This window comes from Mesorhizobium sp. M1403, assembly GCF_040317695.1.
Lineage (GTDB): Bacteria > Pseudomonadota > Alphaproteobacteria > Rhizobiales > Rhizobiaceae > Mesorhizobium.
In genome coordinates this window covers 1-19,266 of record NZ_JAMYKY010000013.1, presented here as the reverse complement: position 1 = coordinate 19,266, position 19,266 = coordinate 1, and the positions used below count along the sequence as shown (strand labels likewise).

Genomic DNA, 19,266 nt, shown 5'->3' with positions numbered 1-19,266 from the left:
CTGGAAGTCGCAAGCGGATGTTGCAAGAAAACTCCTCGAGAGTTCCAGGTTCTACGGAAATCAAGCTGCAAGGAGACTTCCTTGGCCACTTTCGTCACTCAATCCACTTTCCAACGAGCTGGCAGCCAAATGGTGTGGTTTTGGAAGCTCGGAACAGGCGATGCCTACTGGGGATACTCGGTACGTGCGGCGGTCGTCCTTCGCACGGCCACTTTGCGCTGGGAAAGCCTGTATACCTACATCGACGAGTCAGGCCAGACCGAGGTAATACAGACGAACGTATCAGACGATATGCAAATAAGATTCGCGGCCATAAGTTCTCCCTGAGGAGCCAAGCCATGCCAATAGCGCTTCACGCGGTATACGATTCCCGAGGCGTCATCATTGCCGCCTCACGAGTCGATCCTGACGATGACAAGTCGGCCCCGGCGCCAATCCCACAGCCCGGCGAGGGCAATTACTACGCGCTAATCCCGCTTGACGAGGCCCACGTCAAAATGCCGCTGGATCAGCTGTGCACAACGACTCGGGTCGACTTGCGACAGAAGCGGCTGATTGCCGAGGACCTTCACTCTCGAGCGTAAGTGTTCCTCGCCACCCTGCCCTATCCCACCCACTTCTCGTAGTCGGACACCAACAGGTGCAGCGGTGCTGTGTCCTCGTCGATGTCTGCGAAGCGGCCGATTGGTTCGCGAAAGACATTGTCGGTGAGATCGTCGTTGACCGTCGAAACCTCGCCGATCAGCACGTCCTTGCCTTCCGCCCAGAAGGCGTGCCAGACGCCCGGCAGCAGCGTCACGCTCTGGCCTGGGTCGAGCTTCAGCAGCCCACCCGCAGGCAGCCTGTGGATGGTTCCGTCGACAGGCACCGATACTTCGGCCTTCGGATCGATGCCGCCATCGCGATCATGCATGAACAGCTCTAGCACCAGCTTGCCGCCACCACGGTTGATGATGTCCTCGGCCTTGATGTTGTGGCGGTGCATCGGCGACAGCTGGTCCTTGCGCGAGATCATGATCTTCTCGGCATAGAGCATGCCCATGCCCTTCTTCATGTCCTCGTAGCGGCCGTTGCGGACGGTGAACAGGAACAGGCCGAGCTCGTCGAACTTCTCCTGGCCATAATCGGTGATGTCCCAGCCGAGCCGGGAGGAGAAGATCGCCGACGAATCCTGCCGGCGCGCCTTCATCTCTTCGGGGCTCCAGTAGGCGAAGGGCGGCATGATGTAGCCGAACGAGCGGATGAAGGCGTCGGCGTCGCGGATGATGTCGTTGATGGCGGAGCGTTTCATGATCGTGGTTCCTTCCCGTCGCTTTGCGAGCGCTAACGCAATAGCCGAACGTCAATTCGGTGTCGATGCAAACTGCTGTCGCTGGCCCCATGACATGCGGTCCGATCAGGGCCATAAGGTCAACCAATTTTCCGATGGTGAGACCATGCGCAGCATAGACGACCTCGATACGCCGGCGATCCTGATCGATGCCGGCCGCGCCGAAGCCAACATCGCGCGGGCGCAGGCCCATGCCGACCGGCACGGGCTGAAACTCCGGCCGCACATCAAGACCCACAAACTGCCCTACTGGGCAAAAAAGCAGATCGCGGCCGGCGCCGTCGGCATCACTTGCCAGAAGATCGGCGTGGCCGAAATCATGGCCGACGCCGGCCTGACCGACATCTTTCTGCCCTACATATCCTCGGGCGGGCGAAGCTGGAGCGCCTCAAGGCGCTGCACGGCCGCGTAACACTGTCGGTGACAACGGACAGCATGGACACGCTGATGGGACTTGCCGCCACCTTTACCGATCCCGGCCACCGCCTGCCGGTGCTGGTCGAATGCGACACCGGCATGGGCCGCTGCGGTGTGCAGTCGGCCGGCGAGGCAGTCGCGCTGGCGAGCGAGATCGACAAGGTCCGGGGGCTCGTCTTCGGCGGCTTGATGACCTACCCGGGGGCGGGCCGCGCCGCAGAGACCGAGGCGTGGCTCGCCGATGCGCAGCAAGCACTTGCCGCATCCGGCCTTGCCTGCGAGCGTATCTCCAGCGGCGGCACGCCCGACATGTGGCGCTCGGGCGAGCATTCCGTCGTTACCGAATACCGGCCTGGCACCTACATCTATCTCGACCGCTACCAAGTCGCCAAAGGCGTCGGCAGCCTCGACGATTGCGCGCTGACGGTGCTGTCGACGGTGGTCAGCCGTCCAACGCCGACACGCGCCATCCTCGACGCCGGCAGCAAGGCGCTGTCCAGCGACACGCTGGGGCTCGCCGATTTCGGCGAGCTGCTGGGCATTTCAGGCGCAAGGGTGACCAGCCTCAGCGAAGAGCACGGCAATGTCACGCTTTCGGGCGGCGCCGAGCTTGGCATCGGCGAGCGCGTGCGCGTCGTGCCCGACCATTGCTGCGTCGTCACCAATCTGTTCGACGAGGTGCATCTGATTGAAGGCGAGAAAGTGATCGAGACGCTGCCGGTCAAGGCGCGCGGGCGTATGGGGTGAACCAGCCCGGAGAGCGTGCGGAGGCTTTAATGTATAGAATCGGACGCCGGAGGGACAGCACCCCCTCTGTCCTGCCGGACATCTCCCCCGCAAGGGGGGAGATTGGCAGCTCCGCCGCCCGCACCCACTTTGATACGTTGGTAATTGGCGAAAGCAGAAGCAACATCCGATCTCCCCCCTTGCGGGGGAGATGTCCGGCAGGACAGAGGGGGGTGGGAAGAAACTCGACGGATAAGATCAGCCGGGTTGCCGTTCAGCTTGCCTTGCCGCGACGCGGCGCATCGAAATGACACGGCGGCGGCGGATCTCGGTGCGCATTGCCATCAGATGCAGCGCGAAGAACAGCACGGTGAAGCCGAGTGCCATCACCAGTAAGGGCCACAACAGGCTTGGATCGATGGTCGGCCCGCCAAGCCGGAACACCGAAGCCGGCTGATGCAGCGTGTTCCACCAGTCGACCGAAAATTTGATGATCGGAATGTTGATGAAGCCGACCAGGGTGATGATGGCGGCGGCCCAGGCGGCGCGCCCGGCATCGTCGAGCGCTCGGGTCAGCGCGATGATGCCGAGATACATCAGGAACAGGATGAAGACCGAGGTCAGCCGCGCGTCCCACACCCACCAGGTGCCCCACATCGGCTTGCCCCAGATCGAACCGGTGATCAGCGCAAGGGCGGTGAAGACGGCGCCGATGGGTGCCGCCGATTTCAGCGCCACTTCGGCCAGCGGATGGCGCCAGACCAGCGTGCCAAGCGCCGAGACCGCCATCAGCGTGTAGCACATCATGGCAAGCCAGGCGAAAGGCACGTGGATATACATGATGCGCACGGTGATGCCTTGCTGGAAATCCTCAGGCGCCGTGAAGCTCATATAGAGACCGACAGCGAGGATGATGGCGGCCACGCTCGCCAACCACGGCACGACCTTGTCGACCAGCCCGACGAACCGCGTCGGGTTGGCAAGGTCCATCCAGCCGGAGAGGCGTGAAGTCGTGTCGCTCATGCGGCTTTACATAGACCGCCGGCGGAGTTGCGGCAACCACGGCGCCGGCGGTCTCTCCTTCTCCCCTTTGTGGGAGAAGGTGGATCGGCGCGTGGCTCCGAGCCGGATGACGGCTCATGTCGAGCCTGAATCAGAACTCATCGCAATATGAAAGCCGCCAGTCGGTAAGCAACCCGATCGGGGCGTTTGATCGCGCCGAAGTTGACGCCAAAAGCGGTCAAGCTGGAAGCGTCGAGCATTGGTCAAACGCTCAGCGGCAGACTTCAAACCTGCTGTCGGCAGTTGGTTGATGGGGCGTTGATCGCAAATTGCGAGGCGAAAGCCCGGATATAGGCGGGCCGTGCTTCCCCGCGCGCTACATAGGCAGCCAAGTTTTGATATTCGTCCAAAATGCCTGACATTCTTAGTCGCAGCAGCACTGATACCATCAATAGATCGCCCGCGCTGAACGCATCATCGAGCCAATCGGCGACGCCCAAGTGAGCCGAGAGTTTGTCCAGCCGAGCGCGAACACGGTCTTTTACCAACGGCAAGCGCTCCTCGCTCCAAGGCTTGTCACCTTCGAATATTCTTGCCGTCGTTAATTCGAGGATCGGCGGCTCGACGGTGTTAAGTGCGGCAAACATCCACGTGATCGCGCGTGCGCGGGCATCGCGATCCTTCGGCAGCAGGCCCGCATGCTGCTCGGCAAGATGAAAGACGATCGAGCCGGTCTCGAACAGCGAGAGAGAACCTTCCTCATAGGTGGGGATCTGGCCGAAAGGATGGATTGCCAGATGGTCAGGCGCCTTCATCCCTGCGAAGGAAACAAGACGAACCTCATAAGGCTGACCCACTTCTTCGAGCGCCCAGCGAACGCGCGTATCGCGCGCCAGTCCCTTGCCGCCATCGGGTGATCGTTCAAATGCTGTGATAGTGATTGTCATCGTATCCGTTTCTTTGCTTGGGCAAATTTCTTCGGCTTCCTATCCTGATGACGAATGGGCCTCCCCGAAATCGACATCGGTCTTGAACTATTTCATTGCTGGGCGCCGCTTCCGACCAGAGGTCGTGATAGCGCGATGGGCCAATTCGGTGAGGCTGCGCGTAGGGGCTGCCTTGTTCCATCGACCGCTTTTGCGAGCTTGCGCCCTGAACGCAGACCGAGGCCCTTCCGGTCAATCCCGATTTACGGGTTCACATCCTGATCTGCAGTGCGCTTACATCTCCATTTTTGGATGAAGATTTTGCGCCAAGCTGGAGTTGCGGGATCTGAACGCCGTCTGCGACACAATTATCGCCTAGGTCCGCGATGAGAGCTTGCAGCCGTGGCGGTGACGCGGTCTCCCCTTCTCCCCAGTGGGAGAAGGTGGATTGGCGCGCAGCGCCGAGACGGATGAGGGATGCTGGACGGAGTGAGGCGCTACTCGGTGCGCCGCAGTCTGGATTTTGGATGAAGGTGTGCGCCAAGCTGGAGCGCACCTCATCCGTCGCCTACGGTGACACCTTCTCCCACAACAACGGGAGAAGGAGGCCCGTGCCACTCAGGCGGCTTCGTTCACCGGATGGCTGAGGCGGCGAACCTCCTCGTCGTTGAGCAGGCCGCCGGCACGCAGCAGGCTGGCGAAGCGGCCGTTGCGCAGCGACAGTTCGGTGAACCCGCCCATCTCGACCACCCGGCCCTTGTCCATGAACACGACCAGATCGGCATCGCGAACGGTGGTCAGGCGGTGGGCGATGATGAAGGTGGTGCGGCCGCGCCGCAATTCGTCGATGGCGTCCTTGACGCGGTCTTCCGTCTCGACGTCGAGCGCGCTGGTCGCCTCGTCGAGAACCAGGATGGGCGCGTCCTTCAGCACGGCGCGGGCAATCGCGATGCGCTGGCGCTCGCCACCGGACAGCTGTCCGCCGCGTTCGCCGACGACCGTGTCGTAGCCTTCGCTCTTCGACAGGATGAAATCCTGCGCGGCGGCGGCGTTGGCAGCGGCATGGACCTCGTCATAGGTCGCCTCCGCACGGCCGACGCGGATGTTGTCCTCGATCGAGCGGTTGAGCAGGCCGGCATCCTGGAACACGGTGGCGATCGAATGGCGCAGCGACTTGCGGGTCACCGTGCGGGTGTCGATGCCATCGATCAGGATACGGCCGCCGGACGGCGTGAAGACGCGCTGCAGAAGGTTGATGAGCGTCGTCTTGCCGGCGCCCGTCGGGCCGACGATGGCGACGGTCTGGCCGGCCTGGACCTCGAACGACGCGTCGTCGACGCCCTGCCCGGAATTGCCGAATTCGAAGCAGACATTCTCGAAACGCACATGACCCGTGACGTTGACGAGGTCGCGCAGCCCGTCGGGCTCGGCGGCATCGGAAGCGGAGTCCTCGAGATGATAGAATTCCTCGAGCTTGGCGCGTGCCTCGGAAATCTGGTTGGCGAAAGCCGACATCTGGTCGAGCCGGGCAATCAGCAGCGTGGCAAAGCCGGTAAAGGCGATGACGTCGCCGATGCGCAACTGGCCGTGCGTCACCAGATAGGCGCCAATCAAGAGCACCACCATCATCGAAATCGTCGACGACAGCCGGTGCAGCGCGTTGGCCATCGCCCACCAGTCGAGCACCGGGTTCTGCGCGTCGAGCAGGTTCTTGACGTAGCGCTTGAGCGCCTCGGTCTCGTGGCCGATGCGGTTGTAGCTCTGCAGGACGGCGACGTTGCTGACCGAGTCGGTCACATGCGCAAACACCTTGTGGTAATGCCGCTCTACGGCCGCCTGGCCTTCCTTGGTGCGCCGCATCACCAGCCGTCCGATGCCGACATAGAGTGCGCCAAGCGCCAGCAGCACCATCGACATGCGGATATCCATGCTGAGCGCCGTCGGCACCAGCAAAACCAGCGCGACCGCGGTCGACAGATGCTGCCGCATGAATTCGAGCCAGAGGCTGAACAGGGTCTCGACCGCGCGCAGGAGCGTGTGCAGGGAATTGGAGGTGCCGCGCAGATGATGCCAGGCTAGCGGCATGGTGATCACGCGCTCGAACGACTGGCAAAGAACCTCGCTGCGCCGCTGGTGGGCAAAGCGGTCGGCGCCGCGCGCCACCAGCACGAAGGCGATGATGTTGAACGCGCCGAGGCCGGCCCACATTGCCAGCGTCGAAAATACCGAGCCGCGGTCCGAAATGGCATCGATCACCCGGCCGAACATGATCGGCTCGAGAATGGCGATAATGGCAAGCGCGACATTCGCCCCGCAGATAAACGCAACGCGTTTCCTGTCGGCAGCGAGATAACCAAGGGCTCGCCAGTAGATTTGCAGAAGTGACACTTCAGCTACTCCGCCAATTATTTATGGTGCAGTGCGTCATTTTTTGACTCGTATCGGTTGACGCGTGGCAAAACAATGCTCGTCTACCTCTTCCGTTCCCATTCCGCGAACAAAAGATGACGACGCTTCGAAATTTGCCGTGATCGTCTAACAGTTTGAGATAAAAGGTGAAATGTCAGCGTTGCGGCAAAATCATGGCAGCTGGAAAGCACTGCCACAATTTTAATCAGCAAGACCCCGGGCACGACGTCTAAAGTCGTGTGCAGGCATTCAGCAAGGTCAAACGCAAATATAACCGGTAGAGGCACTTGGAGCGCCCGTGCGTTCCCTGGGGAAGCGCAAGGGACGCTCCAAGCCCTTGAATCTAGGCCGGTATTCTGACGATCACCTCGGCATTGTCTCCGGCTTTTGGCTCGAAGGACGAAGATTTGGTCTTCGTGCCATTCACTTCAAGTGAGATGGCCCGGGCCTTTTTGTCGCGGACGACGCGTACCTTGATCTCGGCGCCCAGCATCTTCAGGGTCGCCGAATAACCGTCCCAATGGCTGGGAAGTCTCGGCGTGAATTGAATGCGCTGTCCGCGACGCTCGATGCCGAGAATGCTCTCGACCGCCGCGCGATAAAGCCAGCCCGCCGACCCGGTATACCAGGTCCAGCCGCCGCGGCCGCCCTTGTCCTGCCCGGAATAAACATCGGCCGCGACGACGTAAGGTTCCACCCGGTAGCGCTCTGCCGCGGCTTCATCGAGCGCATGGTTGACCGGATTGAGCATCGAAAGGCAACGGTAGGCATCGTCGGTGCGCCCCATCTCGGCGAGCGCAATGACGAACCATGTCGCCGCGTGCGTGTATTGGCCGCCGTTTTCACGGACCCCCGGCGGATAACTCTTGATGTAGCCCGGGTCCTTCTCCGTCCTCGAGAATGGCGGGGTGAACAGCTTGACGATCTTGAGCTCGTCGTCGACGAGCGTTTTCAGCGCCTGTCCCATTGCCGTCGTCGACCGCGCCGGGTCGCCCTCGCCCGAAAGCACGCTCCAGGACTGGGCGATCGAGTCGATCTTGCACTCGTCCGATTTGCGCGAGCCGAGCGGCGTGCCGTCGTCGAAGCTGCCGCGCCGATACCACTCGCCATCCCAGGCGGTGCTTTCCAGCGCCCGCTTCAGCACCTCGGCGTGCTTTGTCCAGGCCTGCGCGCGCTTGGCATCTCGCTCCGCCTTGGCGACAGCAGCAAAGTCGCCCAGCGTCTTCAGCAGGAACCAGCCCAGCCACACGCTCTCGCCCTTGCCGTGCTCGCCGACGCGGTTCATGCCGTCGTTCCAGTCGCCGCCGAGGATCAGCGGCAGCCCGGCCGGGCTGCTGCGCTTGACGGCAAGATCGAGCGCCCGCGCGCAATGGTCATAGAGCGAGGCTGTCTTCTTCGAGATTTCCGGGATGAAGAAAGCATCGTGCTCGCCTTCGCCCAGCGCCTGCCCCTCGATGAAGGGCAATTGCTCCTTCAGGATCGCGGTATCGCCCGTCACCAGCAGGTAGCGCGCCGTGGCGTGGGCCAGCCAGACCACGTCGTCCGAGATCATGGTGCGAACGCCTGCCTCTGTGCGCGGCAGCCACCAATGCTGCACGTCGCCTTCGGGAAATTGCCGCCGCGCCGCATTGAGGATCTGATCACGCGCCAGCTTGGGGTCATGCGCCAGCAAGGCCAAGGTGTCCTGCAGTTGATCGCGGAAGCCGAAGGCACCGCTTGCCTGATAGAACGCAGAGCGGGCACGGATGCGGCAGGCCAGGCTCTGATAGGGCAGCCAGTGATTGACCATGGCGTCGAGTGCCTTGTCCGGCGTCTCGACCTGGATGGTGTCGAGAAAGCCGCGCCACGTGCGCTCATTGTCGGCCAGCCGCTGATCGAAATCCCTGGAGCGATGGGCCTGCACCAGCGCGCTGGCCTCCTCGGGCGAGGCCGCGTCACCGAGCAGCCAGAGCAGCGTGACGTCGCCGCCGGCAGCGATGTCGATGTCGCGTGCGATGGCCGCGCAGGGATCGTCGCCGGCCTCGACACGGCCCGACAGGCCGGCGCCGCTCAGCACGGCATGCGGAAACTCGCTGGTGCCCAGCCTGCCGATGAATTCGCCGCGGTCGGCGGTGACCGAATGCACCGCACCGTCGGCGGCCAGAAAGGCGATCCGTTCGCCAAAATCGAGCCCATAGGGATTTTGCGCCAGCAGGGCGCCGGTCGCGGCATCCCGGGACGGAACGATGCTTGCCGCGGTGCGCGAACGATGGCCGCCAAGAACCCATTCCGCATAGGCGTAGACGCGTAGCCGCATCGGCGCCGAACCCGAATTCTGGATGCGCAGCCGCGATATCTTCACCGGATCGACGGGATCGACGACATGGGTCAGGTCCATCGACAGCGGCCCGCGCTTTGAACGGAACGTCGAGAAACCCTGCCCGTGCCAGGTTTCGTAGGTCATTGTCGGGTCACGCACCACGGCAGCCAGCGGCGAGAACGCTTTGCCACTGGCATGATCGTAGATATAGATAGCCTCGCCCGGCCGGTTGGTGACCGGATCGTTCGACCACGGCGTCAACTGATAGTCGCGGCTGTTGCGGCTCCAGGTGAAGGCAGCGCCTTCAGCCGATATGTGGAAACCGAACGATGGGTTGGAGATGACGTTGATCCACGGTTGCGGCGTCGTGCGCCGGCCGGCAAGACGCACGACGTAGTGGCGTCCGCCGCCGTCGAAGCCGCCGAAACCGTTCCATTGGTCGAGCCCGCTGCCGTCGACGCGGGCCTCGACCAGTGCCTGGGCGGCAAACGCTTGCGCCGTCGGCACCGGCAAGGACGGCTCGCGAAGCGCTGCAAGGTCTGCCGGCTGGAGGGCGGCGTCTCGCGCCTGCAGTGCCGCGGCCTCGGCGCGCTCGATCTGGTCGAAGATGGTGCCGTTACGCGTATGCAGCACCACCCGGGCGACGGCGAGCAAAGTCCTGTAGGTCGTTTCCTCCATCAGATCGCGGCGCACCGCGAAGATGTGCTGGCGGGGTCCAAGCTCCTTGCCGCGCAACCGGCTGTTTTCGCACAGCGTCTCGACCGCGCGCTGCAAGTCCTGCACGTATGACGAAGCCTGCTCGTTGACGACAACAAAATCGATCATCATGCCGCGGGCGCGCATGTATTCCTGGAAGCGAAGCGCCTGGGCGACGATCTCCAGATCGGCGACATCGGCGATCCTGACCAGGAAAATCGGAAAATCGCCAGATATGCTGGTCGGCCACAGGCTGGACTGCCTGCCGAGCCCGGAGGCTATGGATTCGCCGGGAAGGCGCAGGAACGGATCGGGATATATCAGGTAGCGCGCCAGCTTCTGCACATTGGCGGCGTCGGACAGGCTGAGGCCGAGGTGACGGGTTTGCACCTGCGAGCGCGTCCAGGCGAGCATCGCCTGGCGGGAGAAGCTTTCGGGATGGTCGAGCCGTGCGATAGCGGCATCCAATTCGGCGCGATCGGCGCCGACGACGGTCCAGAACGTCAGCGAAATCTTCTTGTTGGCCGGCACGCGCACCTGCCGGCGAAGCGAGGCGATCGGATCCAGGGTGAAGCCGGAATGGCCGCCAAGCTTGGCGCCGGGATCAAAGGCAGCCGCGTCCGTGATGGTGCGGCCGCGACCGATGAAGGAGCGCCTGTCGGTTTCCGCCTCGGCATCACGCGCCGATCCAGACGGATCGGTGACGAAATGCACCATGGTGACATCGGGCTCGTCCTTTTCGCGCTTGCGCCTGGTGGCGAAGATCGCGCCGTTGTTCGGCGCGATCTCGGTTTCCACGAACATCTTCGAAAAGGCCGGATGCGCATTGTCCGAGGGCTCGGAGCCCAGCACCAGTTCGGCATACGAAGTCACTTCGATGTGCCGGTCGGCGGCGCCGTCATTGTAGAGCGTTACCCGCCGGCCCTCGCCATTGCCTTCCGAGATGACGATGCACTCGACCTCCGAACGCAGCGACCCAATCGATTTGACGAAGCTCGCCTTGTCGTCGGAAAACAGCGTCTGCACACGCTCGTCGGCGGCGCGCTTCGGCTCGGCGGTGGCCGACCACCAGTCGCCATTGCTGGCGTCGCGCAGGAAAATGTAGGAACCAAGGCGGTCCTCGGTCGGATCCGGCTGCCAGCGCGTGACGGCAAGTTCGCCCCAGCGGCTGTAGCCCGAGCCAGTGGCGGTAGCCATGACCGAGTAGCGGCCGTTGGACATGACACTGGTCGAGCGCAGCGCCCTGAGCGGATCGAGCACGATGCGCGTATCCGGGCTCTCGAGCTCGGTCTCGTCCTTGGAGCGCTCGTCGGCCTCGGTCCTGACGGTCGCCGTCGGGATGTCGCGCGGCGCCCTTTCCTGCAAGAGCAATTCGGCCGACTCGATCACCGGATCGCTGTGGAAGCGGTCGCGCAGGCGCCCTTCGAAGATCGCATCGGCAACGGCGGCGATCGACATGCCCGAGTGGTGGGCCATGTAGTTCAGCACGACGGCGTGGTCGGTACCCTCGGGGACGCGTTGCGGCGTGAAATCCACCGCGTCGTAAAAGCCATGCCGGCCCAGTGCGCCCAGCCGCCTCAGCCTGGCCAAGTTCTGCACGGATTCATGCGGCGTGAACTGCGCTGCCAGCACGGTCGCGTAGGGCGCGATCACCGTGTTTTGGCCAAGGCCGCGCTTCAGCCCGAGCCCGGGCACGCCGAAATTGGTGTACTGATAGGTCAGTTCGCGGTCGCGGGCGTTGTAGGCCGCTTCCGAAATCCCCCACGGAACGTTCTTCGACCGGCCATACTGGATCTGGCGCTTGATGATGAGCTTGCTGGTCTGGTTGAGAATGCTGCCTTGCGGCTCCTTCATCACCAGCGGCGGCATCAGATACTCGAACATCGAGCCGGACCAGGACATCAGCGCGCCCTGGAAGCCGATCTCGACGATCGGCCGGCCGAGCCGGAACCAGTGCTCGGTCGGCAAATCGCCCTTGGCGATGGCGAACAGGCTGGTCAGCCGCGCTTCGGAGGCCAAAAGGTCGTAGCAGCTTTCGTCGAGCTGATGCTCTTCGACCCGGTAACCGATCGACAAGAGCTTGCGTTCGGGCCGCATCAGGAACGAGAAATCCATCTCGAAGGCGAAACGGCGCGTGCGCTCGCGCAAGGTCAGAAGCTTAGCCCGCAATGCCGCGACGGCGTTTTCGTCGCTGTGCGCGTCGTGGACATGCGCCTCGCAGGTGGCTTCGAGCCTGGCCGCCCAATCGGCGATGGTGTCGCTCTGGGTCGATGCGGCCTCGGTGTGGATGGCTGTCGCGAGCTTGCGTATCTCGCCGGCCAGGACGGCCAGGTTGATAGTGCGGATCGACGCCATCTCCGGCTGCGCCTTGATCAATTCCACCGCCCGCCGCATGCCGTCGAGACGGTCGGCGAGCCGCTGGCGCAAGGGCCGCAATTGACGGCGGTCGTCGGGCAACTCCTCAAGGCTTTCGTCGAGGATGGTGACGGTGTCGAGGATGCCTTCGAAGTCGCCCTGCACATGCACCGACGGCGCTTCCGCCCATTCGGCGCAGGCAGCGGCCACGGCCACCAGATGGCCGGCGAGATTGCCGCTGTCGACGGCAGAAATGTACAGCGGATAGAGCGGCTTCAACGTCGTGGTGTCGTACCAGTTGAAGAGATGGCCGCGATCGCGCGGCATGCTCTCGATGGTCGACATGGTCGCGTCGATGCGGTTGACGGCGTCGGAGAGGCTGATCCAGCCGAAATCGCGTGCCGAAATCACGGACAGCAGGTAGACGCCGATATTGGTCGGCGAGGTGCGGGGCGCCACCACGGGGGCCGGGCTTTCCTGGAAATTATCCGGCGGCAGATGGTGATGCTCGGCCGTCACGAAGGTCTCGAAATAGTGCCATGTACGCCGCGCCACGGTGCGCAGCGCGTGGATATCGGCGGCCGATATGCGCAGGCGGTCCTCGGTTTCGGCCGAACGGCTGATCCAGCAGGCGATGGCGGGCGAGCCGATCCAGAACAAGGCAAAGAAGAAGGCGACGAAGGCGCCGGTGGAATCGGCCAGCACCGGCACAGCGAGGCCGACGACGCCGATGATCACCGCGCCGTACATGATGCTGTAATAGGAGCCGAGATCGTTGTCGCCGCCCTTGTGTGCCTGCGAGGCGGTGCGCCATTCGAGCAGGTTCTGGCGGCTGACGAACAGGCGGTAGAGCGTGCGGATGATCGCGTCGCCCATCATCCAGGCAAGATGCGCCATCAGCACGATCTTCAGCGCCACCAAGGCGGTACCGAAGGCAACGTCGCGCGCCAATGCCGAGAAATGGCCGCGCGGCGTCTGGTCGCCGCTCTTCGGCAGGATGGCGTTGACGATGTCGAAAGTGGGCGCCATGAACAGCGTGAGGATCAGCAGCGCCTGCCATTGCGCCGCCTGCGTGAATGGCAGCAGCGTCCAGCCGGCGATCGCGGCCATCACCCAGAAGATCGGCGTCACCGAGCGGCGCAGATTGTCCACCATCTTCCAACGCGACAGCGCCGGCACGTTTGAGCGCGGGCCGAGGATGAAGCCCAGAAGCTGCCAGTCGCCGCGTGCCCAGCGATGGTGGCGCGATGCGTCGACCGAATAGCGGGTCGGATAATCCTCAACCAGTTCGACGTCGGTGACCAAGGCCGATCGCGCCAGCGCGCCTTCGAGCAGATCGTGGCTGAGGATGGTGTTTTCCTCGATGCGGCCCTTCAGCGCCGCCTCGAAGGCGTCGACATGGTAGAGACCCTTGCCGGTGAAGGAACCGTCGCCGAAGATGTCCTGGTAGAGGTCCGACACGGCAAAGACGTACGGGTCGAGCCCGCGATTGGCGGAAAAGACACGCTGGAAGAACGACGCCTCGTCGCCACTGGTCAGCGACGCGGTGATGCGCGGCTGCAGGATAGAATAGCCTGCCGTGACTTCGCGCCGGGCCGCGTCGAAATGCGGACGGTTGAGCGGGTGGCAAAGCTTGCCGGCCAGCGCGGCGACGGCGTCGCGGGTTGTGCGGGTGTCGGCGTCCAGCGTCATGACGTGGACGACGCTCTCCGGCAAGGGCACTTCCAACGGCAGGAAGGTGGTGTCGCTGTCGCCGCGCAGCAGGAGGTTCAATTCGTGCAGCTTGCCGCGCTTGCGCTCCCAGCCCATCCAGACGCCTTGCGAGGCGTTGTAGAGCCGGCGCCGATGCAGCAGATAAAAGCGCGGCGCGCCATCCGAGGGATAGCGGGCGTTCAGTCGGGCGATTTCGGCGCGGGCGAATTCGAGGATTTCGACATCCGCCGTATCGATCTCGGTCTTCGAGTCCGGCCAGTCGGAAAGCAGCGCGAAATGGATCTCGCCCGCCGTGTTGGCGAGGTGATGCACTTCGATGTTGCGGATGTTCTCCTCGACGTCGTCGCGCGAGCCGATCAGCGACGGCACCACCACCAGCGTCCGTGCCTCGGGCGGTACACCATGCCTGAAATCATAGCCGATGAGACGCGTCGGCTTCAAAAACAGCGAGACGACGGTGTTGAAGAATGCGAGCGCGCCTTCGCTGGCCGGCACCGCGAACAGGGCCAGCATCAGGACGATCGACGGCACTGACAGGCCGAGATTGGCGAGCGCATTGCCGGAGACGACCAGAAGCAGGACCGTCAGCGCAAACACCGGCACGACGATGCCCAGCCATCCGGTCTTGCGGAACGTCCGGTTGATCGTCTTGCCGATGGTAGGCCGGTAGCCGATCGACCGCTCCAGTTCCATCCGGCGCGGACCGACCAGAAAGAAGCCGACGTCGGTGTGAGCGATCGGACCGGTTTCGGAGCCCGGCGCATCGGCAGCATGGCCGGCGAGTTCAATCGCCCGTTCGGCAACGCGAAATTCGGAAAGATCGGAACGGCGTGCCAGCTCCTCGATCGCAGTCCGGTATTGGTCGCGCGAAAAGAAATCGAGCGCCGCGAAATCGGTGCGCTCGCGCAGCAAAGTGTCGATGCGGCTGACGCCCTCGAACCACACCGTCCAGTCGATGTCATTGATGAGGCGCAGGCCGCGGATGATGTTGCCGGTGGTCACATTGCCGCTGGACAGCGTGCGGTGCTCGCTGAGGATGATTTCCTCGGCGTCGGAGCCCGTCCTTTCCAGCTCGCCCTCCAGCCATTCCAGCGCCCTGCCGGCATTTTGCGAGCCGTCGCGCAGCCGGTAGAGCAACTGGGTTGCGAAGGTGGTGTCCTGCGCATGGGCGCTGTAGCCGGAAAGTATCGTCTGCCGGTCGGCGCTGTCGTCCGTCGCCAGCACACGGTCGGCGACCTCGTTGGCGATCTGGCGCAACTCCCGCGTGCGATTGACGCGCACCGCGATCCGGCGAAGATTCTCGATCAGGACAAAGCGCAGCAGCGACGGCAGCGCCCATAGTTCGCCGATCTTCAGCGGCTCGACGGACTGGAAGCCTTCGACGATCGCCTTGAACATGGCCGACGAGACGGAACTGTCGGAATGCGCGACATAGGTCCATGCGACCGCCAACGCGCGCGGCACGCTGGATCCGTCGGACAGTTTCAGCGTCGGCAACTGGCGATAGAAGCGGCGCGGCAGGTCGCGCTTGACCTGGAAAATGGTCTCCTCGACCAGGTAGTTGTTGTCGAGCAGCCACTGTGCCGCGGGCGTGATCGTTTCGCCCCTCGCCTGGGCAGCGTTGGTGGAACGGTAGACATCGAGAATCTTCCTGGCGCTGTCGCGGATGCGCGCCTGAAAATCGAAAGGCGTCAGCCCGAACAAATCCTTGGCATCGCCATTGGCAAGGGCTGCGCCCAACGCGCGCAGCCGATCTTCCGTCAGGAAATGGGAGCGTATCGGCTCGTCGGTGACAGCCGGGAAGCTGGCGCTCGTCTTTTCGATCTGTGCGAGATTGGTCTGGATATTCATCTAAGGTTCCGTGTTGGGGACGCAGTGCGGCGTCACCGCCACGGCAATGTCCCTAAAACCGGTCCAAATGCAATTGGTTGCATCGCAACACTTGGCCGAATGTTTGTTTCCGCACCACGACAAGGTGTCGTCTTTCGACAACTTCCAGGCGAGCGCCTCCGAGCATCGTTTCGGCTTCTGATCGGCGGAAGATTCAGGCTTTTTCGTGATGCAGGGACCAGCTTACGCAATATTTGACCGGCGTCGCGATCATGTTTGGAAACAGGCGTTAATCGTTGCCGGCAATGCGATCGATGCGGATCACGAACAGCATCGCCGGCCGGACGGGATCAAGGCGCAGTTCCGGCGCTTGCGGCCCGAGCAACAGCGCATCGAGCGGCCCCAGTTGCACGGGCGCGGCGCCGGCCACCCTAAGCTCGCCGTCGAGGGACAGGATGAGTGTTTCATCGGCTCCAAACCGGATTTTCGTCGGAGCCGAAATCAACAGGCGCTCGACCTGGTGGATCGCCCGGGTCCGGCGGGTCATGACGTTGAGGTCGGTGATCGGACCGGCGATCAGCGTCGCTTGCGTTGGCACGTCGGCCGGAAAGGCAAGCGGTGCGGAAGCCTTGGTGATTTCGACCGGCGGCCGGCCAGCGATATCGAGGACCATGCCCTCGCCTTCCAGCAAGGCCAAAGTCCGGTCGACGCCGGGAAAGCCGGAAAACGGGCCGCCGCCCTCGACCAGCGCCATCGAGACGCGCCAGTCGAAATCGTCGAGCCCAGCACCTGCCGGCGAGACGGCAATCTCCGTCGTCACGCCGCCGCCGTTCTTCCACGGCATCGACCGGTATTCCGAGGCCCGAAGGATGCGCAAGGCGCGGCTCAGCCCAATATGCCGGGCAGGTTGAGCTGGTTCTCCCTGGCGCACTCGATCGCGATGTCGTAGCCGGCGTCGGCGTGACGCATGACGCCCGTCGCCGGATCGTTCCACAGAACCCGCTCAAGGCGCTTGGCCGCCTCACGCGTGCCGTCGGCGACGATAACCATGCCGGCATGCTGCGAAAAGCCCATGCCGACGCCGCCGCCATGGTGCAGCGACACCCAGGTGGCACCGGACGCGGTGTTGAGCAAGGCGTTGAGCAGCGGCCAGTCGGAGACGGCATCGGAGCCGTCCTTCATCGCCTCCGTCTCGCGGTTCGGCGAGGCGACCGAGCCGGAATCGAGGTGGTCGCGGCCGATGACCACCGGTGCCTTCAGTTCGCCGCTGGCGACCATCTCGTTGAAGGCGAGGCCGAGCCGGTGGCGGTCGCCAAGGCCAACCCAGCAGATGCGGGCCGGCAACCCTTGGAAGGCGATGCGCTCACGCGCCATGTCGAGCCAGTTGTGCAGATGGGTGTTACCAGGAGTCAGCTCGCGCACCTTGGCGTCGGTTCTGTAGATATCCTCGGGATCGCCGGAAAGTGCTGCCCAGCGGAACGGGCCGATGCCGCGGCAAAACAGCGGACGGATATAAGCCGGCACGAAACCCGGGAAGGCAAAGGCATTCTCAAACCCCTCCTCCTTCGCCACCTGGCGGATGTTGTTGCCGTAGTCGAGCGTCGGCACGCCGGCGTTCCAGAACGCCACCATCGCCTCGACATGCTCGCGCATCGACGCGCGGGCAGCCTTTTCGACCGCCTTCGGGTCGCTGGTGCGCTTCTCGCGCCATTCGGCCAGCGACCAGCCCTTGGGCAGATAGCCGTTGAGCGGGTCATGCGCCGAGGTCTGGTCGGTGACGATGTCGGGGCGTACGCCGCGCCGCACCAGTTCCGGCACGATGTCGGCGGTGTTGCCGACCAGGCCGACCGATTTCGCCTCACCGGCTTTGGTCCAGCGCTCGATCTTCTCCAGCGCCTCGTCGAGGGTGTCGGCGCGCTCATCGACATAGCGGGTGCGCAGCCGGAAATCGATGCGGTCGGGATCGCATTCGACCGCCAGGCAGCAGGCGCCGGCCATGACCGCGGCGAGCGGCTGGGCACCGCCCATGCCGCCGAGGCCGCCGGTCAGGATCCATTTGCCTTTGAGATTGCCGCCATAGTGCTGACGGCCTGCCTCGACGAAGGTCTCGTAGGTGCCCTGCACGATGCCTTGCGTGCCGATGTAGATCCATGAGCCGGCCGTCATCTGGCCGTACATCATCAGGCCTTTTCTATCGAGCTCGTTGAACTTCTCCCATGTCGCCCAGTGCGGCACGAGGTTCGAATTGGCGATCAGCACGCGCGGCGCATCGGCATGGGTGCGGAACACGCCGACCGGCTTGCCGGATTGCACCAACAGTGTCTCGTCGTCGCCAAGCGTCTTCAGCGAGGCAACGATGCGGTCGAAATCGTTCCAGGTGCGCGCCGCCCGGCCGATGCCGCCATAGACGACCAGTTCGTTGGGATTTTCGGCAACGTCCGGGTCGAGATTGTTCATCAGCATGCGCAACGGCGCTTCCGTCAGCCAGGTGCGGGCGTTGAGCTCGCTGCCGCGCGGGCTGCGCACTTCACGGATATTGTGGCGAGGATCGGTCATGATTGTCCCTTTCGAGTGAGGTGCACCGCGCGTCAGCGTTCGGCCCAGGCGATCGCGGTTTCCAGGATCTTTCTCAGCGTGACGCGGATCGGCGCCGCGAATTCGGCGTCGTAAGGCACCGGCCAGTTATCCGGTTCGCCCTTGCCTTCGGGCTCGCGCAGATAGCCACGGTTGGAGAGCTCCATCTGCAGCGCGTGGACGCCGGCTTGCGGCTGGCCGAAATGACGCGTGATCCAGCCGCCCTTGAAGCGGCCGTTGACGACAAAGCTCTCGCCGGTTTCTGCGACAATCTGCGTGACTTTCTCCTGCAACACCGGATCGGCGCTCTTGCCGTCATTGGTGCCGAGATTGAAGACCGGCAATTTGCCTTCGAACAGGCGCGGCAGCACCGAACGGATCGAGTGGCAGTCATAGACGACGATCTTCCCGTGCAAAGCGCGCAGCCTGTCGATCTCGGCCTGCAACGCGGCATGATAGGGCACGAAGAATTTTTCGCGGCGTTCGTCGATCTCAGACGGCCCCGGCTCCTCGCCTTCGCGGTAGAGCGGATCGCCGTCGAAGGTCTCGGTCGGGCAGAGCCCAGTCGTCGTCTGGCCGGGATAGAGCGAAACGCCAGACGGATCGCGGTTGACGTCGATGACAGTGCGCGAGATCGCCGTATGCACCACCGTCGCGCCAAGGCTCTCGGCGAAATCATAAAGCTTGTCGATCCACCAGTCGGCGTCACGGCGGCCGAGCCAGGGCGAGATAAGTCGGTTGTCGAGGCCGGCCAGATCGATGCCGGTATGCGGGATCGAAACCAGCAGGGGTGCCGTGCCTCGGGTGACGGTGAGCCAGGTCATGAGAAGTCTCCGCGCGTTGGAGCTCTACGGCGCCCCCCTCTGCCCTGCCGGGCATCTCCCCCACAAGGGGGGAGATTGGCAGCTGCGGCGCCTCGCTCAGTCCTGCAACGTTGGAGATTGGCGAAAGCCAGTGTAACGGCCAATCTCCCCACTCGTGGGGGAGAT

At 63.6% G+C, this 19,266-nt stretch carries 8 protein-coding genes and 1 pseudogene; 1 reads left to right on the top strand and 8 read right to left on the bottom strand.

The features are described 5' to 3' along the window. Positions 1–604 precede the first annotated feature (604 nt). Complete coding sequence (locus NKH01_RS20405; protein ID WP_023674428.1) at positions 605–1,291, bottom strand: D-lyxose/D-mannose family sugar isomerase; 687 nt, start codon at positions 1,289–1,291, stop codon at positions 605–607. Between the two features lie 145 nt (positions 1,292–1,436). Between NKH01_RS20405 and NKH01_RS20400 the strand changes: the two are divergent. After that, a pseudogene (locus NKH01_RS20400) lies at positions 1,437–2,494 on the top strand (D-TA family PLP-dependent enzyme). Positions 2,495–2,731: 237 nt separating this feature from the next. On the opposite strand, the gene NKH01_RS20395 reads toward NKH01_RS20400, so the two are convergent. The 7 genes from NKH01_RS20395 to hutG all read right to left on the bottom strand — a co-directional run bounded on the left by NKH01_RS20395 (position 2,732) and on the right by hutG (position 19,101). Continuing rightward, entirely contained in the window at positions 2,732–3,496 is a 765-nt protein-coding gene (locus NKH01_RS20395; protein ID WP_353022046.1) for a heme ABC transporter permease, read from the bottom strand. Between the two features lie 263 nt (positions 3,497–3,759). Then, complete coding sequence (locus NKH01_RS20390; protein WP_352588442.1) at positions 3,760–4,422, bottom strand: glutathione S-transferase family protein; 663 nt, start codon at positions 4,420–4,422, stop codon at positions 3,760–3,762. A gap of 597 nt (positions 4,423–5,019) precedes the next feature. Beyond that, positions 5,020–6,789, bottom strand: coding sequence for a glucan ABC transporter ATP-binding protein/ permease (locus tag NKH01_RS20385; RefSeq protein WP_353022044.1), 1,770 nt, complete (start codon positions 6,787–6,789; stop codon positions 5,020–5,022). Positions 6,790–7,153: 364 nt separating this feature from the next. Then, positions 7,154–15,724 (bottom strand): glycoside hydrolase family 94 protein, encoded by an 8,571-nt coding sequence (locus tag NKH01_RS20380; protein WP_353022041.1) that lies wholly within the window; start codon positions 15,722–15,724, stop codon positions 7,154–7,156. A gap of 268 nt (positions 15,725–15,992) precedes the next feature. Then, a complete protein-coding gene (locus NKH01_RS20375) occupies positions 15,993–16,580 on the bottom strand; it encodes a HutD/Ves family protein (RefSeq protein ID WP_352791654.1) in 588 nt (195 codons plus the stop codon). Between the two features lie 8 nt (positions 16,581–16,588). Further along, complete coding sequence (gene hutU, locus NKH01_RS20370; RefSeq protein ID WP_352791652.1) at positions 16,589–18,259, bottom strand: urocanate hydratase; 1,671 nt, start codon at positions 18,257–18,259, stop codon at positions 16,589–16,591. A gap of 32 nt (positions 18,260–18,291) precedes the next feature. After that, positions 18,292–19,101 (bottom strand): N-formylglutamate deformylase, encoded by an 810-nt coding sequence (hutG, locus tag NKH01_RS20365; protein WP_352895297.1) that lies wholly within the window; start codon positions 19,099–19,101, stop codon positions 18,292–18,294. Between the last annotated feature and the right edge of the window lie 165 nt (positions 19,102–19,266).

What these genes read in the sequence shown, in the direction of transcription:
- NKH01_RS20395 (WP_353022046.1), bottom strand. Translation starts at nt 3,496, where the DNA reads ATGAGCGACACGACTTCACGCCTCTCCGGCTGGATGGACCTTGCCAAC.
- NKH01_RS20405 (WP_023674428.1), bottom strand. Translation starts at nt 1,291, where the DNA reads ATGAAACGCTCCGCCATCAACGACATCATCCGCGACGCCGACGCCTTC.
- hutU (WP_352791652.1), bottom strand. Translation starts at nt 18,259, where the DNA reads ATGACCGATCCTCGCCACAATATCCGTGAAGTGCGCAGCCCGCGCGGC.
- NKH01_RS20390 (WP_352588442.1), bottom strand. Translation starts at nt 4,422, where the DNA reads ATGACAATCACTATCACAGCATTTGAACGATCACCCGATGGCGGCAAG.
- NKH01_RS20380 (WP_353022041.1), bottom strand. Translation starts at nt 15,724, where the DNA reads ATGAATATCCAGACCAATCTCGCACAGATCGAAAAGACGAGCGCCAGC.
- hutG (WP_352895297.1), bottom strand. Translation starts at nt 19,101, where the DNA reads ATGACCTGGCTCACCGTCACCCGAGGCACGGCACCCCTGCTGGTTTCG.